The organism is Algoriphagus aestuariicola, assembly GCF_017254835.1.
In the GTDB taxonomy this organism is placed as follows: domain Bacteria; phylum Bacteroidota; class Bacteroidia; order Cytophagales; family Cyclobacteriaceae; genus Algoriphagus; species Algoriphagus aestuariicola.
The window spans coordinates 1-19,344 of the sequence record NZ_JAFKCW010000001.1; the positions used below are offsets into that span (position 1 = coordinate 1).

The window sequence follows — 19,344 nt, forward strand, 5'->3', positions numbered from 1 at the left end:
CGCCTTGACGAAAACCCCTACTCCTACGGATTACAGCCAATTGGATGAGGTGATCAGTTACGAGCTGGTGGTTACCAACTCAGGCAACGTGACGTTGACCGGCGTTGCGGTAAGCGACGTGGGCACGACCCTTGACAACCCTCAGGTAGGCACACTGGCACCAAACCAGAGCGCCACGGTAACGGGCAGCTATACGATCACGCAGACAGACATTGACAACGGCAGCTTCGTGAACACGGCTACGGCTACGGGTCTGGATCCGAACAGCGGAACGCAGACCGCTACGGCGACGGCGACGGTGACTGCGAACCAGACACCTGCTTTGGATCTGAAGAAAACAGCCAGCCCGCATACCTACAGCCAGGTGGGCGAGCAGATCAGCTATACCCTTGAGATAGAGAACACGGGCAACGTGACCCTGACCAATGTGGTGGTCAATGATCCGTTGGCCAACTATACTTCCCCAAGCTTCACGTTGGTTCCCGGCCAGACCGAATCGGTATCCGGCATCCTGACCATTACCCAGGCAGATCTGGACAGAGGCTTTGTGGACAACGTGGCCACGGCGGTGGGCACCGATCCGAACAATACGGTACTGACGGTGACGGCCCCTGAGCGTATCACGGCAGGCCAGAGTCCATCGATCAGTCTGTCGAAGACTGCTGACAGACAGACCTACGACCAGGCCGGTGATGTGATCACCTATACGCTGGAAGTGGAGAACACGGGCAACGTGACCCTATACGGAGTGGTGGTGACCGATCCGCTGCGCAACTTTACCTCTCCGACCCTGCCTGAACTGGCTCCCGGCCAGACGGCAAGTTATTCAGTCGGCTTGACGGTGACCCAGGCGGACGTGGACGCAGGGGGAATCCTGAACACGTCCACGGCCACGGGTGTGTCGCCTGCGAATGTGACGGTGGACGCGACGGACGACGAGCTGGTACTGGCCAATGTGGCCCCGGCACTGGATCTGGTGAAGACCGCCAACCCTAAGGTCTTTGTGAATGCGGGCGAAGTGGTGACCTATACGTTTGAGGTGAGCAACGTGGGCAACGTGACCCTGACAGGGGTATTGCTGAGCGATCCGTTGATCCCATACAACCAGAGCATCGGCACCATGGCTCCTGGCGATAGCCAGACCTTCACGGCGACTTATACGCTGACTCAGGCAGACATAGACAACCGCATCCTGATCAACACGGCGGCGGTGACAGGCACTGCACCGGACAACAGTACGGCCACGGCAACAGACAGGGCTGTGATTGCCTCGCAGGACTTCGGTGCGATCGAAGTGGATAAGGTATCGCTGGATCAGGTATACAGTACGGTAGGGGAACAACTGGAATATGAGATTACGGTGACCAACATCGGTAACGTGACCCTCAACAACGTGGTGTTGACAGATGATCTGACCGGATTGACGCAGTCAGTTGGCACGATGGCACCTGGAGCAAGTTCGGTTTACACGACGACTTACGTGGTAACCCAGCAGGACCTGGATTCAGGGCTGATCACGAATGAGGCCACGGCCACGGGAGTGGAAGCGACCCCTCAGGCCACCCCTGTGAGTGATAAGGACAATGCGGTTTCGGTAGCCAGAAGACAGCCGGGTATCAAACTGAACAAGCAGAGCAGTACAGCAAGCTATGCCCAGCCGGGGGATGTGATCGACTACACGTTGACGGTTACCAACATAGGCAATGTGACCCTGGACAATATTGTACTGGATGACCAGTTGACAGGAATTACCCAGGTGGCATTGAACGACCTGTTGCCGGGAGCATCTACGGTAATAGCGACCAGCTATACGGTTACCCAGGCAGACCTTGACGCAGGCACCGTGGACAACACGGCCAGTGTGAGCGGTCAAGGTCCGGGTGGAAGAACCGTTGCCTCAAAAGACAGTGAATCCGTACCGGGCGTGCGTGCAGGCGGCATCCAGCTGATCAAGACCGCAACGCCGAAACTGTACATCCAGGCAGGCCAGGTGATCAACTATACCTTGGAAGTGACCAATACGGGCAACCTGACCCTGGACAATGTGACGGTTACTGATCCGCTTACAGGAACCAATACCAATCTGGGAACATTGGCACCTGGGGCTATGACAGTTGTACCGGCGACTTACACGATTGTACAGTCGGATGTGGACAACGGCACGGTGACCAACACGGCCACGGCCGAAGGCACGGATCCGTTCAATACGACCCTGGGCACGATGGACAGCGAGGTGGTCCGGGCGATTGGGGTCTCTAGGCTACAATTGATCAAATCCGCAGACGTGGCAACATATGATCAGGCGGGAGATGTGATCAATTACACCTTGACCGTGACAAATGCTGGAAACGAGACTTTGGACAATGTAATCCTGACCGATCCATTGACCGGCCTGAACCAGTCCATTGGCACAATGATTCCAGCTCAGGTGATCACGGAGACAGAAAGCTATACGGTTAATCAATCCGATATTGACAATGGAGCTGTGGTCAACGTAGCAACGGTCACGGCGACGGATGCAAATAATACGGACTTGAGCGACACGGCCACTGCCACGGTGACGGCAGTTCAAACTTCAGGAATCGAGCTGACCAAAACAGCGGATGTCGCCATCTACAATCAGGTAGGTGATGTGATCACTTATACCCTGACAGTGAGCAACACCGGAAACGAGACTTTGGAGAATGTGACCTTGACCGATCCACTGACCGGCCTGAACCAGTCCATTGGCACAATGATTCCAGCTCAGGTGATCACGGAGACAGAAAGCTATACGGTTAATCAATCCGATATTGACAATGGAGCTGTGGTCAACGTAGCAACGGTCACGGCGACGGATGCAAATAATACGGACTTGAGCGACACGGCCTCTGCCACGGTGACGGCAGTTCAAACTTCAGGAATCGAGCTGACCAAAACAGCGGATGTCGCCATCTACAATCAGGTAGGTGATGTGATCACTTATACCCTGACAGTGAGCAACACCGGAAACGAGACTTTGGAGAATGTGACCTTGACCGATCCACTGACCGGCCTGAACCAGTCCATTGGCACAATGATTCCAGCTCAGGTGATCACAGAGACAGAAAGCTATACGGTTAATCAATCCGATATTGACAATGGGTCTGTGGTCAATGTGGCAACGGTTACGGCGACGGATGCAACCAACTCAAACCTGAGCGATACTGCGACTGCGACCGTGACAGCCATCCAGTCTTCTGACATTGACCTCACCAAAGTTGCAGACGTCACGACCTACGACCAAGTGGGCGATGTGATCACTTATACCCTGACAGTGAGCAACACCGGAAACGAGACTTTGGACAATGTGACCTTGACAGATCCTTTGACCGGACTGAATCAGGCCATCGGTACCCTGGCACCGGCCCAAGTAGTGACAGTGACAGAAAGCTATACCATTGCCCAGTCTGATATCGACTCAGGCTCTGTGGTGAACGTAGCGACTGTAACTGCGACGGATGCGACCAACACCAACTTGAGCGACACTGCCACGGCTACCGTTACGGCAGTCCAGTCTTCGGGAGTTGATCTGACGAAAACAGCCGATGTTGCAACCTATGATCAAGTTGGTGATGTAATCACTTATACCCTGACAGTGAGCAACACCGGTAACGAGACTTTGGACAATGTAATCCTGACCGATCCGTTGACCGGCCTAAACCAGTCCATTGGGACAATGGCACCTGCCCAGGTAGTGACGGTAATTGAAAGCTATACTATTAACCAAGGTGATATTGATGCTGGACAAGTAGTGAACATAGCGACGGTGACCGCAACAGATGCAACCAACTCAAACCTGAGCGATACTGCGACTGAGACCGTGACAGCAATCCAGTCTTCTGGTATTGATCTGACGAAAACAGCAGATGTTACAACCTACGATCAGGTGGGTGATGTGATTTCATATACGTTGACCGTGACCAATACTGGCAATGAGACTTTATCAAATGTCCTTCTGACCGATCCGTTGTCAGGATTGGTTGAGACTATCCCGACTATGACACCTGCAGAATCGCTTACCTATACTACCACCTACACGGTGACACAATCGGATATGGAAGCGGGTAGCATCACCAACATTGCCAGTGTGACAGCTACAGACGCAATTGGAAACAGTGTCGGGGATAGCGACGATGCAGTGGTAGTTACGGATGCGAAACCGGACATTGAGATTGTTAAGACCGCGGACATTGACGTTGCAATTGCGAGTGGACAGGTGATCACCTACACCTTGCTGGTTACTAATACTGGAAATGTTGATTTGACTAATGTCCATGTGACGGATCCACTGACAGGATTTGATCAGACTATTGCCAGTTTGGCTCCACAAGAGTCAACGGAATTTGTAACCACATATACGATCACTGAAGCAGATGTTGCCTCAGGAGACACGGTTGTCAATATAGCCTATGTGACAGCCCCCAACCCGATAGATGCAGATCCTCTGACGGATCAGGATGACGCGATCACCAGAATAGAGTGCAACGGCGAAACTCTGGTCACGGGATTGATATATCATATCATTGGTCAGGAAGGCCTGGCAAATGTACCGGTCATTCTTCTTCCAGGAGAAAACACACCTGGCGATACATTGATCAGTATCACCAATGGCAACGGAAGATATCAATTCATAGGTGTGCCAGCAGGAGATTACCAAGTCAAAGTACTTGATCAAAATCTGGAGATTACAAGAGGATTGAGGGCGATTGATGGGGATGAAGCGGACATCACTGTCGTACCATGTCAATATAACCCGGTTGATTTCAGGTATGCCCGTACTGGTTCAGGACCTGTTGCGAATAATCCATTCTTGAGAGGCTTCGTTTGGTACGATTTAAATGGAGATGGTGTTGAAAACGAATGGTTTGATGCCGACGGAAATGGAGATGTTACTCAAAACTTCATTACGCAAGGCCAAGCGATCAATGTTTACAGTTGGGAATGGTTTGACTTGAACGGTGACGGAAGCTACGAAGGACCTGAGAACGAAGGAGAACTTAACAAAGCAGGTTTTGGCAATCCTGGTGGACAAAACATCTTGATCAAAGGTCCGAACGGTTACGAGGCGCTGGAAACTGTCAATCAGCTGGGTTATTGGAAACACGAACTTACCCAACCGCTTCCTTATGGAGAATACGAAGTCACGCTGGTGCCTGACGTGGTATTCGATTCTCGTGGCTTGAATTTGGGAGGATCTGGTCTGGTGAAAGTGCTTCCAGATCCATCCGGAAGACTCACAGAGACTAGTGCGACGAACCGATTGGTTTGTGAAGTGACCACTCCTATAGTACAGACGGGAGTCGTTTCAACGGAGAATCCGACCAGATTCAACTTCGACTATGGCTTGAGATGCTTCCTGGTAGATGATGAGGTGAATCTTTCCGTCGAGAAAACTTCGTTTGAAGTCGAAATCTATGAAGGCGATGAATTTGAGTATGAAGTCACACTCAAAAACATCGGCGGTACAGATGCGACCGAGGTAGTCCTGATTGATGATTTGCCTATCAATGTCGCATACCTGAGCGACGAAATCGTGACCAATGCCAGCAATGCTGAGGTGGTCAGTTCCGTATCTGGCAACAGGATCATTTGGACCATACCAGTTTTTGCTGCAGATGCAGAACTTGTCATCAGAATTAAGGTGAAGGCTGGAGACCCAGGCATCATTACCAATCTGGCTTCTGTGTCATCTGGTGAAACAGACACAGACGAGATGGATAATCAAGACGATGATGTCAATGAAATCCTTCCGTTCCATATCCCGAACGTGATCACACCAAATAACGATGGAGACAATGATACCTTCGAGATTCAGGGACTAGGTAAGTTTGTCAGCAATGATATCGTCATTTTTAACAGGTTCGGAGATCACGTATTTAAAATTGAAAACTACGAGAATGATTGGGATGCACCAGGCCAAGTAGCAGGCACGTACTTCTACATCTTAAATACAGTAGACAAAGATGGAGGCAAACACGAATTCAAGGGCTGGATTCAAGTGATCAAAAATTAGATGCTTATGGTGTTTACATTGCCTATTGAGTGCCTTTGAAAGAGGATGGTCTCTTAAGTTATTGATAGATAAGTGTTTGCTGATGTCTTTAATGTATGGGAACCCTAGAGCGATCTAGATCATTTAATGGAGATTTTCAGAGTTAATAGAATCGGATTTTCTTCAAGCCATTCCTGAGAATTAGCTAATAGGGCTAGCGTTAAAGTGTGATGCAACGGGAGCGGCGATTGAAAGCAGACCGAAAATCCCTTTCAGGCCAGGTAGAGCATAGGAAGGCATTTGGCTCACCAAAAAGAGAAATGGAGAGTAGCCCCAGCATTAATAAACCTGGCCTAGTTTCTTGAACATCTCTTTTCTTTATAAAAAACGCTGAAAGAGTTGGGTATTTCAGCAAAAAATGGATAAGCTTGGAGATCGATGAGAATATGTAATGTGATTGGTTGAAACGACTTCGAAAGCTAGTTTGGGCGTGAATTCAGGTGTGAAAAGAAAGCAGTTTTGTTGTTCCATTCATGTAAAATTGGCCTAAATTCGGTCTAAACAGCGGATTCTTTCAAAAAAGTTAAAACACCCCATTGTTTTTTGAATTTAAAAAATCATAACTTTAAAACTCGATTTTAATCTGGAAACCATTTAACCTTTATCAAAAGTCTAATTAAAAACACATTATGAGAAAGTTAATCGCTTTGTTCATGCTTGCAGGTATCATGACTGTTCCTGTTTTCGCTAACGCGCAAGATGCTGATTCGGCAGCTGCAACCACAACCCCGGCAGTGGAAACCCCTGCTGCATCTCCTACAGTAGTTGACGATGAGATCGTCGCAGAGGAGCAAAGCTTTCACCAAGTTATCAAGGAGAAATTCATCGAAGGTGATCCCATTTACATGACCCCAGTATTGATCTGTTTGATCTTGGGTCTTGCGATTGCCTTGGAGAGAATCATCACTTTGAACCTTGCGACTACCAATACCAAAAAGCTGATCAACAAAGTGGAAGATGCTTTGGCATCTGGTGGGATTGAAGCTGCAAAAGACGTGACCAGAAACACCAAAGGTCCTGTTGCTTCCATCTTTACCCAAGGCTTGATGAGATATTCCGAAGGGATTGAAATGGTAGAAAAATCGATCATCGCTTACGGATCTGTAGAAATGGGTAGATTGGAAAAAGGTCTGGTTTGGATCTCTCTTTTCATCTCTCTTGCTCCAATGTTGGGTTTCATGGGTACTGTAATCGGTATGATCTTCGCCTTCGATACCATCGAGGCTGCTGGTGATATTTCTCCATCCATCGTAGCAGGTGGTATCAAAATCGCCCTTTTGACTACAGTTGCTGGTTTGATCGTTGCGATCATCCTCCAGTTGTTCTACAACTACTTGGTAGCAAAAATCGACTCTTTGGTCAACGACATGGAAGATGCTTCCATCTCTTTGGTGGACGTGTTGGTTAAGCACAAATTGACTGGTAAGTAATTCTTACTACCATTTTGTCTTAAACCCTATTCTTAACTAATAAAAAGAGAAATACAATGGATGCTACTGATATTATGCTCTATGTGAGCTATGCGCTGGTAGGGTTGGGAGCTGTAGTTTCTATACTGCTTCCGCTGATCAAGTCTTTGGATGATCCAAAGAGCTTACTAAAAACTGGCCTGGGAGTGGTTGCTATTTTGGTGCTGTTCTTCATTTGCTATTCTATTTCCACCAATGAAGTATTGCCCAAGTTTGAAAGCGAGCCATTTAACCTGACTCCGCAGATGTCTCAAGTTGTAGGTGGCTGTTTGATTACTACCTATGTTTTGACCCTTGTTGCGGTTGTCGGCATCGTGATTACAGAACTTAACAAAGCTATCAAGTAATTATGGCAAGAAGTAAAGGTAGAGGAAGTCAGGAGGTCAATGCAGGGTCCATGGCGGACATTGCGTTTCTGCTCTTGATCTTCTTTCTAGTTACAACGACGATGGCTTCGGATAAAGGGATTTTGAACATCCTGCCTCCGAAGTTGGATCCAAATGTACCGCCCCCTGACATCCAGAAGAACGAGCGGAACATCTACACTATTCTGATCAATGCCAACGACGACTTGTTGGTTGAGGGGGAATATAGAAGAAGTCCAGACGGTTTGGATAAGGAGATAAAAGAATTCGTTTTGAATTTTGGAGCTCCAACAGAGAAGGGTGTGGCATTGTACAACACGCTGCCGGCAACAGTTCAGGCCCAAGCACTGAGAAGACCTGAGTCTTCTGATGACCCTACCGAAGCGGTAGTGTCCATCAAGACTAACAGAGGTACCAGCTATGAGCTTTTTCTTGAGGTGTTTGACTTGGCGAAAAAAGCCTACTTTGAAATCTACGGAGAACGGGTAGGGCTCACCGCTGAGGAGTATCGCAAACTTACTGGTGACGATGATGCCACTCAAGCACTTTTGGACAGGGGTAAGGAAAATCTTCCAATGGCAATCTCTATCGCAGAACCAGATAAAATAGGAGGAAACTGATATGTCAAAGTTTAAGAAAAAGACGAAAGCCGAAACATCTATTCCTACTTCGGCACTTCCGGATATCATCTTCATGCTCCTGTTTTTCTTCATGGTGACTACTGTGTTGCGCGATCAGGAGATCTTGGTAGAGCAGAAAATCCCTCAGGCTACGCAGTTGCAGAAGCTTCAGAAGAAGAGCTTGATTTCCTACCTCTTCATCGGTAAGCCTAAGAATACTTCACTATACGGCTCAGAGCCTAGAGTACAGGCCAATGATGTTTTGGTTACCGCTCCGGATATCGTTCAGTGGGTGAACCAGGAACGTGACAAACTGCCTGAGGCTGACCGTGGAATGATAACCATCTCCATGAAGGTCGATAAGGATGTGAAAATGGGACCAATCTCAGATGTTCAGACAGAATTGAGAAATGCAGATGCCCGACGTGTGCTCTATGCTTCGACAGGCAAAATCTACGAAGATTAAATATTGAGATTATCTATATTTAAAGCCATTCGATTATCGAATGGCTTTTTTGTTTGAATTTATGAAGGTAGAACTAGCGAATAGAAAGAAAATCCATAGGGCTTGGGCCATGTACGATTGGGCCAATTCCGTTTATAGTCTTGTCATTACCTCCACCATCTTTCCGGTGTATTACAACAGCGTCACCAAGGGAGCTGATGGCTCAGACATTGTGGATTTTTTTGGATGGAACCTGGTCAATACGGTGTTGTATTCTTATTCTATTTCGTTTTCCTTTTTGGTTATCGCTATTTTCTCTCCGCTGCTTTCTGGGATAGCCGATGCCTCCGGCAAAAAGCTGACATTCATGAAAGCTTTCGCCTATTTGGGATCCCTGTCCTGTGTCGGTCTTTTCTTTTTTGAGGGTGACAATCTTGAGTTTGGGATTATTTGCAGTGTATTGGCCAGTATTGGATACGCGGGGAGTATTGTTTTCTACAACGCTTACCTCCCGGAGATAGCAGAGGAGCACGAATATGATTTTCTGAGTGCCAGGGGATTCGCACTGGGATACATCGGAAGCGTGATATTGTTGGTTTTTAATCTGGCATTGATCCAGTTTCCTGATGCTTTTGGAGTGCCAGAGGGTAGCTTTGCACCCAGATTCTCGTTTCTGATCACGGGTCTTTGGTGGGCTGGTTTTGCACAGATCACTTTCAAGACTCTTCCGAAAAACCCGTTTAAAAAGAAGATTGAAAGTAAGCTACTTCTCAAAGGCTATCGAGAGATCAATTTGGTTTTTTCCCAGGTAAGGCAAATTCCAGTAATGAAGCGATATTTGATGTCTTTCTTTTTTTACTCCATGGGCGTGCAGACGGTGATGTACCTAGCCGCCTCTTTTGGTGATAAGGAACTGGGATTGCCTGGCGATCAATTGATTTTGACTGTTTTGATTATACAATTCGTGGCGATCGCGGGGAGTTACCTTTTTGCTTATATCTCAAAAGTCTCCGGAAACAAGATCAGTTTGATGATACTTGTTCTAATATGGATTGGCATTTGCGGCGCCGCCTACTACGTTTACTCAGTTTACGAGTTCTATGCTTTGGCCTTTGTCGTAGGGATGGTGATGGGTGGAATACAGTCCCTCTCCAGGTCCACGTTTTCCAAGTTGATCCCCGAAGAGACCACAGACCATGCGTCATTTTTCAGCTTCTACGATGTGACTGAGAAGCTGGCGATCGTGTTTGGGACATTTTCCTATGGGATTATTGAGCAGATGACTGGAAGCATGAGAAATAGCGCGGTTTCACTAGGAATATTCTTTGTAGTAGGACTTGGGTTTCTTCTTTTAGTGACCATACCCAAAAAATCCCTTTCCGTCCAACCTTCCTAAATATGTTGAAAATTCTCTCAGGCAGCCAAGTCAAGGAGCTGGACGCAGCTTATATTAATCGAAAAGGGATTTCCAGTTTGAATTTGATGGAAAGCGCGGCGTCTGGATTCGTGGGCTGGTGGACAGCGATGGATTTTGACAAACAACTTCCGGTTGTAGTTTTTTGTGGCGCAGGAAACAACGGAGGCGATGGATATGCTATAGCGCGACTCTTGCATGGATTGGACTTCGAAGTTATTGTTGTCCAGTGTTTCACTGATTCCTCTGGTATGAGTCCGGATGCGCTGTTCAACAAACAGTCTCTGCCGGATGGTGTCCAAGTTAGGCATTGGTCGGAATTTGCGCCCTGCGAATCAGCAGTTGTGATAGATGCTTATTTGGGAGTTGGGTTAAGAGGGCCCTTGAGGCAGGAAGCTGTTGAGGTGATCCAAAAGATAAATTCCCTTGCCGGGTTGAAAATCTCGGTTGATATTCCAAGCGGCTTGCCGTCCGACGGATTGCTTGACGGACTCTGTGTCAGGGCTGATTTTACAGTCACATTAGCTTTTCCAAAGCTTTCTTTGCTCTTTCCGGAGCATGCCTCCGTCGCCGGGAAATTGGTGCTTGTGGATATAGGAATAGAAGATTCGGACTATCAAGAGTTTCCCAGCACTTATTTTTTTCTTATAAAAAAAGATCTGAAAAGCTACCATAGGACGTTTCACAGGTTTTCCCACAAGGGTGATTTTGGTAAAATCATGTTGTTTGCGGGAAGCATAGGAAAGATGGGGGCTGCGGTGCTGGCGGGAAAAGCTGCCTTGCGCACAGGTTCCGGCTTGGTCACAGTGCAGATTCCAGAAAGTGAAAGGCAGGTCGTTCAGACTGCGGCTCCTGAGCTCATGTGCAGCTTCGGCTTGCAAGGGAATTTGGGGATGTTCGATGCCCTTGGAGTGGGGCCGGCTATAGGAGTGGACGACAATGCCGGAACTCTTGCCTACCTGTTCCAAAACTTTCCAAAACCCATGGTCATCGATGCGGATGCGATCACCTTGCTGGGCAAAAAACCGGATTTGGTTCAGCTGATTCCAAAAGGCAGTATACTCACGCCTCATCTGGTTGAATTTGATCGTATCTTGGGAAGGAGTGAAAACCATCTTGAGAGGCTTGAGAAAGCCTCTGATTTTTGCAATAAGTGGGGTCTCAACATGCTCATCAAAGGGGCCAATTCGGTGATTTGTTTGGCGGACGGGAGGCAGATATTCAACTCATCTGGTACGCACTACATGGCTACTGCGGGAGCGGGGGACGTGCTCACTGGAATTTTGACCTCATTACTTGGCCAGGGCTACAGCCCGGAGCAAGCGATGATTTGCGGGGTGTATCAGCATGGGCTTGCGGGGGAGATTGCGGGTGAACGAAAGCGCCGGGGTACGATTGCTTCAGATATAGTCGAAGCTATTCCGGAGACTTTTCGGAGACTTGATATTTCCTGAAAAAATACCTCCGGGCCAAACTTAATCCTATCCATCCGGGTTTTCAAACCATAGATTTTTGACATGCAAAACGAAAAGGCGATTCTCTGGACGCTCGCTGCCATCAACTTTATTCACATCGTAGACTTTATGATTCTCATGCCGCTCGGACCGCAGCTCATGAGAATCTTTGATATAGGCCCAAGCGAGTTCAGTTTGTTGGTTTCTTCTTACACCTTTAGTGCTGGGATTTCCAGTTTTTTCGGAGCCTTTTTCTTGGATCGCTTTGATCGGAAGAAGATCCTGATTTGGGTCTATATCGGCTTTACGATTGGGACATTGGGCTGCGCTCTCTCTCCGAGCTATGGGATTTTGCTTGTAGCAAGGGTCTTGTCCGGAGTTTTCGGCGGACTGACTTCGGCCTTGATTCTCGCCATCATCGGCGACGTGATTCCCGACGAAAGAAGGGGGAGGGCAATGGGGCTTGTCATGGCGGCTTTTTCCTTTGCATCGGTCATGGGCGTTCCAATTGGTTTGTTTTTGGCCAGTATTTCCAGCTGGCATACCCCATTTTTCATCCTCGCTGGATTGTCGATTATGAGTTTTGCAATGATTTACAAATTCATCCCGCCAATAAGGGATCATTTGGGAAAGGAACTCAAGCGGCCCCATCCACTGAAGGTAATTTCGCGGGTGACCAGCGATGGCAACCAAATGCGGGCGATAGCGCTCTCGGTGATGATGATGTTTGGGCAGTTTATGATCATTCCGTTTTTAAGCCCGTACAACGTCGCCAATGTGGGCTTTACTGAATTGCAGCTTACCTATATCTATATCGCCGGTGGAGCTTTTACCATATTCACTTCCCCTTGGGTGGGCAAGCTGTCTGATCGACACGGAAAGCTGAAGGTCTTCACGATCTTCATGCTGCTCAACCTGATTCCCATCGGGATTGTTACCCATCTCGGCGTAACTCCGATTCCCCTGGTGTTGGTGGTGACTACGATGTTTTTTGTGACTTCCAACGGTCGCTATGTGCCGGCGGCAGCCATTATCACCGGGACGGCAAAGCCCGAAAATCGAGGCAGTTTTTTGAGTTTCAACTCCGCAGTGCAACAACTCGCGGCGGGTTTGGCTTCATTGGGTGCCGGGTTGATCATTGGGGAAAATGAACTTGGGCAGTTGACCCATTTTAACATCGTTGGCTATCTGGCTATTTTCTTCAGCATCCTCTGTATTCCCTTGGCTCGTAGGGTGAAGGTTGTGAGCTAAACCGGATTTGTCTTTATCTTGGAAGTGATTTAAGGTTTTCGAAGCATTTCTGATGAAGGTTTTTCAATTTTGGTGTATCACATGGGTTTGTATGATATGCGGGACATCCTTTGCCCGCCAAAATCCAAGTAATCAAGATTCTCCCAATTTTCTGTTCATTGCGGTGGACGATTTGAGGCCGGAATTGGGCGCTTATGGGCTGGACTATGTCCATTCTCCTCATTTGGATCGGCTAGCGGCTGAAAGCAGTCTTTTCAAAAATCATTTTGCGACGGTTCCTACATGCGGAGCATCCCGATATAATCTGCTCGTGGGTAAGCTGCCAAAAACGACTGCCGAGGTTGGAAATCTTGCTGCCGTCCAGATGATTTCAAAAAAGGAGGAAAGGGAGAGGGCGATGACCTTTCTGGAAAAATTAAGGGGCAATGGCTACTATACTGTTGGAATTGGTAAGATATCCCATCATCCGGACGGCTATGTGTACGACTATTTGGAGCCAAAAAGCGATCAGATCGAGCTTCCCGGAAGTTGGGATGAGATGCTGTTCGATTCAGGAAAATGGGGAACTGCCCACAACGCTTTTTTTGGCTATGCAGATGGATCCAACCGAAATACGCTCAAAGGCCAAGTGAAGCCCTATGAGTCTGCGGATGTAGCCGATGAGGACTATCCGGATGCGCTTACGGCCAATCTTGCGATTGAAAAGTTGAAGGAATTAAAGGGGAAAGGGCAGCCGTTTTTCTTGGGTGTTGGGTTTTTTAAGCCCCATTTGCCTTTCACCGCGCCTAAAAAGTACTGGGATCTTTACGATGAGGCAGAAATTCCTTTGGCTCCATTCGCGGCCATTCCCGAAAATTCATCCAAAGCAAGTCTTATCCAGAGTGGAGAATTCAACCAATACATCCTAGGCGAAGAAAAGGCAAGCTTGGACGTGGCGATGTCCGACGGATATTCCCGGAAAGTTCGCCATGGGTATTTGGCGGCTATCAGCTATGTGGACGCCCAGATTGGTAAGGTCTTGGATGAATTGCAGCGGCAGGGATTGGCGGAGAATACCATTGTGATCGTTTGGGGCGACCATGGCTGGCATTTGGGAGACCAACTGGTGTGGGGCAAACACACGCTTTTCGACAGAGCTTTGCAAAGTGTTTTGATGATCCGTAGACCAGGGAAATCCGGCAACCAAATAGAGCAAGTGGTGAGTAGTACGGATATTTTTCCAACTATTTTGGAATTGGCGGACTTGACTCCGGTAGAGGGTTTGGATGGAGCGAGCATCGTGACGTTGATGGATTTTCCGGATTTGCCAACTTGGAGAAACTATGCGTATTCCTACTACAATCGAGGCATTTCAGTCCGTAATTCACGCTATCGACTGACGGAATATTTTCGAAAAGAAGGAAGGGAACTCGAATTGTATGACTTTGAGACAGATCCTTTCCAAACCAAAAACATCGCCGGGGATAAGTTAGATCAAGTTGGTGAGCTGGTGAACTTGTTGGAAAAAGGGAATACTGGCCTCTATCAGCAGGAGCCTAGGGATCAATAAATCTACAAAAGCGCTAAAATAAGAATCCCCGACCATCGGCCGGGGATTTTCAGTTTTTAGAATTCTGCGTTTCCCGGAGTCCTTGGGAAGGCAATCACATCCCGGATATTTCCCATGCCGGTGACGAACAAAACCATTCGCTCAAAGCCCAGACCAAAGCCGGCGTGTGGGTTGGCCCCAAATCTACGGGTATCCAGATACCACCAAAGCTCCTCCTCGGGGATGTGCATCTCCTGCATTCTTTGGGTCAGGCGGTCCAATCTTTCTTCCCGCTGCGATCCTCCAACTATCTCTCCGATACCAGGAAATAGAATATCCATAGCCGCAACTGTCTTGCCGTCTTCGTTTTGCCTCATGTAGAAAGCCTTGATTTCCTTCGGGTAGTCAGTCAGAATAACAGGTTTTTTAAAGTGTTTTTCCACCAGATATCGCTCGTGCTCAGACTGGAGGTCAGCGCCCCAGGAATCGATTAGGTATTGGAATTTCTTTTTCTTGTTATGGTTGGAGTTGCGGAGGATGTCAATCGCTTCCGTGTAGGTCAGGCGGACAAAATCGTTTTCGACGACGAATTTCAGCTTCTCGATCAGTCCCAACTCGGCACGCTGTTCGGCTGGCTTGGCTTTCTCTTCATCGGCTGCGCGCTGATCCAAGAATTGCAGGTCTTCGGCGCAGTTTTCCAAAGCATAATTGATGACATATTTCAGGAAGTCTTCGGCCAGGTTTTGGTTGTCTTCTGCATCGTAGAAGGCCATCTCCGGCTCGATCATCCAAAATTCCGCCAAGTGACGGGTGGTGTTGGAGTTTTCAGCACGGAAGGTTGGGCCAAATGTGTAGATCTCACCTAGGGCCATGGCTGCCAATTCACCTTCGAGCTGACCGGAAACCGTTAAGTTGGTTTCTTTTTCGAAGAAATCCTGCTTGAAATCAATTCCCCCTGCCTCGTCTTTTGGGAGGTTTTTCAGGTCGAGAGTGGTTACTCGAAACATTTCCCCAGCCCCTTCCGCATCCGAAGCGGTGATGATGGGGGTGTGGATGTAGAAAAAGCCACGATCGTTGAAATACTTGTGGACGGCAAAGGCCAATGCATGCCTGACCCGGAACACTGCGCCAAAGGTATTGGTGCGCATGCGGAGGTGGGCAATGTCCCTGAGGAACTCAAGGGAGTGTTTTTTGGGCTGAAGCGGGAATTTTTCCGGATCGGCTTCGCCGAGGATTTCGATTGATTTGGCGTGGAGCTCGGAAGATTGGCCGGCACCCTGGGATTCCACGACGATTCCGCTGACCTTCAGGCAAGCTCCTGTGCTGCACTTTTTCAAAATCTCCTCGGAGATCAGATTTGGATCGGCAACAACCTGGTAATTGGTGATGATGGAACCGTCATTGAGGGCGATAAAAGAGACATTTTTGTTGCTTCTTTTGGTGCGTACCCACCCCATTAGGGTGATTTCTTGTCCGATCAGATTTTGGTCCAGGACGGCCTTGATTTTGACCCGTTTGTTGAATGCCATTGGAGATTGTTTATGCTGGAAAAGATGCTTTTCCGGCCGTTTTTCAGTGGAATGCAAAAAAACGATTAAATCACCTTTTTATCAAAAATTTGCCTCTTTTTCCTAAATTTGATTCACGGGCTTTTTCGGATGAAAAAGCTTTTTTTAACACCCAGTAGCAGGTTTTATCTCATTTACATGCAAAAGCTTAATCTTAGTCAGTCCCTTTCCCAGAAGCTTTCCCCCCAACAAATCCAGTTTATCAAACTGCTCCAAGTACCTACTGCAGAACTGGATGCCAGGATCGAAGAAGAGCTTGAGGTAAATCCTGCCTTGGAGGAGGGAAAAGATGAAGAGCCCGAACAGACCCAAGAGGATGACTTCGAGGATTCTTACGAGGAAGATCGGGCACGGGAGGATAGTGAGGTCAATCTGGACGACTATCTCGATGATGAGTATAGCGGATATAAGATGCAGGGTGACGGAAACTACAACGCAGACGACGAAGACCGCGAAATACCGATTTCCTCCCAGGCCTCACTCCATGAGCAACTGATTTCCCAACTCAGCTTCTTGAAGCTCGACGAGCGCCAGAAAATGATCGGCCAACAGCTGATCGGAAGCATAGAAAATGACGGATATATCAGGCGGGATCTGGAGGCGATCATCAATGACCTTGCCTTCAGCCAGAATATCGAGACTGATATTGACGAAATGGAGGAGATCCTCCGCAAAATCCAGAACTTTGACCCGGCAGGCATAGCCGCACGCAGTCTGCAGGAATGCCTGATAATCCAGCTGGAACGTAAGGAGCATCCCGATGATCAAGTGGTGCAGCACGCCTTGATGATTGTTCAGGAATGTTTCGACGAGTTTACCAAGAAGCACTACTCAAAGATCCAAAAGCGTCTCGATCTCGACGAGGAGCAAATCAAAGATGCTGTCAACCTGATCACGAGGCTCAATCCCAAACCAGGTGGAACCTCCGATGGCTTGGTGCGGACGCAGTACATTATCCCGGATTTTATCCTGACAAACACGGGCGGGAAGCTGGAGGTCAGCCTAAATTCAAGAAATGCACCAGAGCTGAGGATATCGCGGTCCTACGCAGAGATGTTTGATGCCTATGACAAGAGTGACAAAAAGGACAAGAAGCTGAAAGATACCGTCACCTTTGTCAAGCAGAAGTTGGATTCGGCAAAGTGGTTTATCGATGCCATCAAGCAGCGGCAAAATACACTTCTAAGGACCATGGAGGCAATTCTCAACTACCAGCGGGAATTTTTCATAGATGGAGATGAAACCAACCTTCGCCCGATGATCCTGAAAGACATAGCGGAAAGGATAGACATGGACATCTCCACTGTGTCCAGAGTGGCAAACAGCAAGGCTATTCAGACAGAGTTTGGCGTTTATCCGCTGAAATACTTCTTCTCCGAAGGCATAGCCACGGATAGTGGCGAGGACGTGAGCAACCGGGAGGTGAAATCCGTGCTCCAGGCTATGGTAGATGCGGAGGACAAGAAGCGGCCTCTGTCCGACGACAAATTGGTGAAGATGCTGAACAAAAAAGGCTATAACATCGCGAGAAGAACAGTAGCAAAATATAGGGAACAGCTGCAGATTCCAGTGGCAAGGCTAAGAAAGGAACTGTAGTGCTGAGATCGATTGCCCTGCTGATAACAGCGGTTTTTCAACCATTGCTCATGCCAACCTTAGTTTTCGGACTGCTATTGTTTGCAGTGCCGCAAGCCACCAGCATACCCGAGGAATTCAAGTATAGGATTTTCTTTTTGATTGTCCTTTCCACTTTATTAATTCCGATGGTTACTATCATTGGGTTTCACCTAAGCGGCACGGTCAAGAGCCTTCACATGCCTGAGGTCAAGGACCGCAAGCTTCCCTTTACCATCACCGCACTCTATTTTCTGCTCACCACTTGGTTTTTGCAGCAAAAGACAGATCTTGATCCAATTCTTTGGCTTGGGATGATGGTCATCTGCATAGCCGTAGTCTTGTTGGCGGTGGTGAGTTTTTTCTGGAAAATCTCGGCCCATATGATTGGGCTAGGGGGGCTGCTAGCTGTAGTGCTGGTTCTGGGCAGGAAGTTCCCGACATTTGAAGTGTTGTACCCGCTTTTGGGTGTGCTGTTGCTTTGCGGCATTGTGGCGTCCTCCCGACTTTTTCTTCAGGCCCACAAGCCTACTGAAATTTATACTGGCTTGGTAGTTGGGTTTTTGGTTTGTTGGCTTGGTTTCAACTGGATTTGGGCATAAAAAAACGATCCGGATTGCCGGATCGTGTATGTCTTGAGTAGAGAGTCTTTTGGTGAAGTTTGGCTCGGTTCGGGCGCTTTTTAGAACACAGTGACCGCAAGGCCGAAATTCAGCTGACTTGCTTGGGTAGCATAAGGGCCACGTCCCTTTTCCCACATGTCATTCAGGTAGAAATTTCCCCAAACGTAGAAGCCTGGAGAGCCAGCTTTGACAGAGATTGCATAACGGATCTTTTCCAGACCGTAGCCTTGGCTATCCTTGATTTTTCGCTTGTCATAGGCGGCGGATTCATACTTTACTTTGGTATGGGCCTCGTATAGAAAGCCTACTTTTCCACCCACGCTGAATCTAAAACTTTTGCTGTAGTTGTTTTTGTTGAGATGGTATCTCAGGTCGATTGGGATCTCCAGATAGTTGGCTGCGAAATTATTGGACTTGATCAGGATATTTTCTCCATAGACGTCGGTGATGTCCTTAAGCTCCGAAGAGTTGGCTCCCAATGTGGCATTTGTGAAGAGGTTCTCGTTGTTTTTGAAGGCAATCTTGTCTGATCCGACTCCCAAACCCGGGTTTAACGTAAATCCCGAGCTTTTTCCAAAAAGATAAACTGGAACCTGATAGGACATGTTGAAGGTCCTGGAACCGATGAAATCCACGCCGATTTCCGAAGGTCGGTTGGTGAGCTGGTTAAATCCAAATTCGAAATTAAGATCACTGGGGATATTGGGACGGCCTCCGATTGGAGTTCTTGGTTTAGTTTCGGATTCCTGTGCCTGCACAAAATGGAAAGCCAAGATTGCGAGAGACAGCGTAAATAATTTTTTCATTAACGAGAATTCAAATCAGTGGAATGTGGGCAAAAATATGAAATCCAAAAGGATTTACCCCCTTGGCCATCTTAATTATTCTTAAGGTTTAAGCTTGTCTGGTAAATTTTCTTG

The 19,344-nt window shown here is 47.9% G+C and carries 13 protein-coding genes; 11 read left to right on the top strand and 2 right to left on the bottom strand.

Translation table 11 applies throughout. The features are described from left to right. Nucleotides 1–4 precede the first annotated feature (4 nt). The 9 genes from J0A67_RS00005 to J0A67_RS00045 all read left to right on the top strand — a co-directional run bounded on the left by J0A67_RS00005 (nucleotide 5) and on the right by J0A67_RS00045 (nucleotide 14,640). Nucleotides 5–6,034, top strand: coding sequence for a CLIPPER-2 domain-containing protein (locus tag J0A67_RS00005; protein WP_438839586.1), 6,030 nt, complete (start codon nucleotides 5–7; stop codon nucleotides 6,032–6,034). Between the two features lie 668 nt (nucleotides 6,035–6,702). Further along, nucleotides 6,703–7,503, top strand: a complete 801-nt coding sequence (locus tag J0A67_RS00010; protein ID WP_206567222.1) for a MotA/TolQ/ExbB proton channel family protein — start codon at nucleotides 6,703–6,705, stop codon at nucleotides 7,501–7,503. 56 nt (nucleotides 7,504–7,559) lie between these two features. Next, nucleotides 7,560–7,889: a hypothetical protein gene (locus tag J0A67_RS00015; protein WP_206567223.1), complete on the top strand. Its 330-nt coding sequence runs from the start codon at nucleotides 7,560–7,562 to the stop codon at nucleotides 7,887–7,889. Between the two features lie 2 nt (nucleotides 7,890–7,891). Then, the gene (locus tag J0A67_RS00020; RefSeq protein WP_206567224.1) at nucleotides 7,892–8,527 is read left to right on the top strand and encodes an ExbD/TolR family protein; all 636 of its coding nucleotides are present in this window, start codon (nucleotides 7,892–7,894) and stop codon (nucleotides 8,525–8,527) included. 1 nt (nucleotide 8,528) lies between these two features. Beyond that, nucleotides 8,529–8,993 carry an ExbD/TolR family protein gene (locus J0A67_RS00025; RefSeq protein ID WP_206567225.1) on the top strand — a complete coding sequence of 155 codons (465 nt, stop codon included), beginning with the start codon at nucleotides 8,529–8,531 and terminating at the stop codon, nucleotides 8,991–8,993. A gap of 61 nt (nucleotides 8,994–9,054) precedes the next feature. After that, a complete protein-coding gene (locus J0A67_RS00030; protein ID WP_206567226.1) occupies nucleotides 9,055–10,368 on the top strand; it encodes an MFS transporter in 1,314 nt (437 codons plus the stop codon). 2 nt (nucleotides 10,369–10,370) lie between these two features. Beyond that, on the top strand, nucleotides 10,371–11,840 hold the full coding sequence (locus tag J0A67_RS00035; RefSeq protein ID WP_206567227.1) for an NAD(P)H-hydrate dehydratase: 1,470 nt from the start codon (nucleotides 10,371–10,373) through the stop codon (nucleotides 11,838–11,840). 63 nt (nucleotides 11,841–11,903) lie between these two features. Further along, nucleotides 11,904–13,091 carry an MFS transporter gene (locus J0A67_RS00040; protein ID WP_206567228.1) on the top strand — a complete coding sequence of 396 codons (1,188 nt, stop codon included), beginning with the start codon at nucleotides 11,904–11,906 and terminating at the stop codon, nucleotides 13,089–13,091. A 91-nt stretch (nucleotides 13,092–13,182) separates the two neighbouring features. Continuing rightward, nucleotides 13,183–14,640, top strand: coding sequence for a sulfatase (locus J0A67_RS00045; protein WP_206567229.1), 1,458 nt, complete (start codon nucleotides 13,183–13,185; stop codon nucleotides 14,638–14,640). 56 nt (nucleotides 14,641–14,696) lie between these two features. On the opposite strand, the gene asnS is transcribed toward J0A67_RS00045, so the two are convergent. Then, complete coding sequence (gene asnS / locus J0A67_RS00050; RefSeq protein WP_206567230.1) at nucleotides 14,697–16,148, bottom strand: asparagine--tRNA ligase; 1,452 nt, start codon at nucleotides 16,146–16,148, stop codon at nucleotides 14,697–14,699. Nucleotides 16,149–16,325: 177 nt separating this feature from the next. Here asnS and rpoN point away from each other — a divergent pair, with 177 nt between their 5' ends. After that, nucleotides 16,326–17,783, top strand: a complete 1,458-nt coding sequence (rpoN, locus tag J0A67_RS00055) for an RNA polymerase factor sigma-54 (RefSeq protein WP_206567231.1) — start codon at nucleotides 16,326–16,328, stop codon at nucleotides 17,781–17,783. A gap of 50 nt (nucleotides 17,784–17,833) precedes the next feature. After that, nucleotides 17,834–18,403 (top strand): phosphatase PAP2 family protein, encoded by a 570-nt coding sequence (locus J0A67_RS00060; RefSeq protein WP_241265020.1) that lies wholly within the window; start codon nucleotides 17,834–17,836, stop codon nucleotides 18,401–18,403. Nucleotides 18,404–18,483: 80 nt separating this feature from the next. Here J0A67_RS00060 and J0A67_RS00065 read toward each other — a convergent pair whose 3' ends face one another. Then, nucleotides 18,484–19,230, bottom strand: coding sequence for a porin family protein (locus tag J0A67_RS00065; RefSeq protein ID WP_206567233.1), 747 nt, complete (start codon nucleotides 19,228–19,230; stop codon nucleotides 18,484–18,486). Nucleotides 19,231–19,344: the final 114 nt, after the last annotated feature.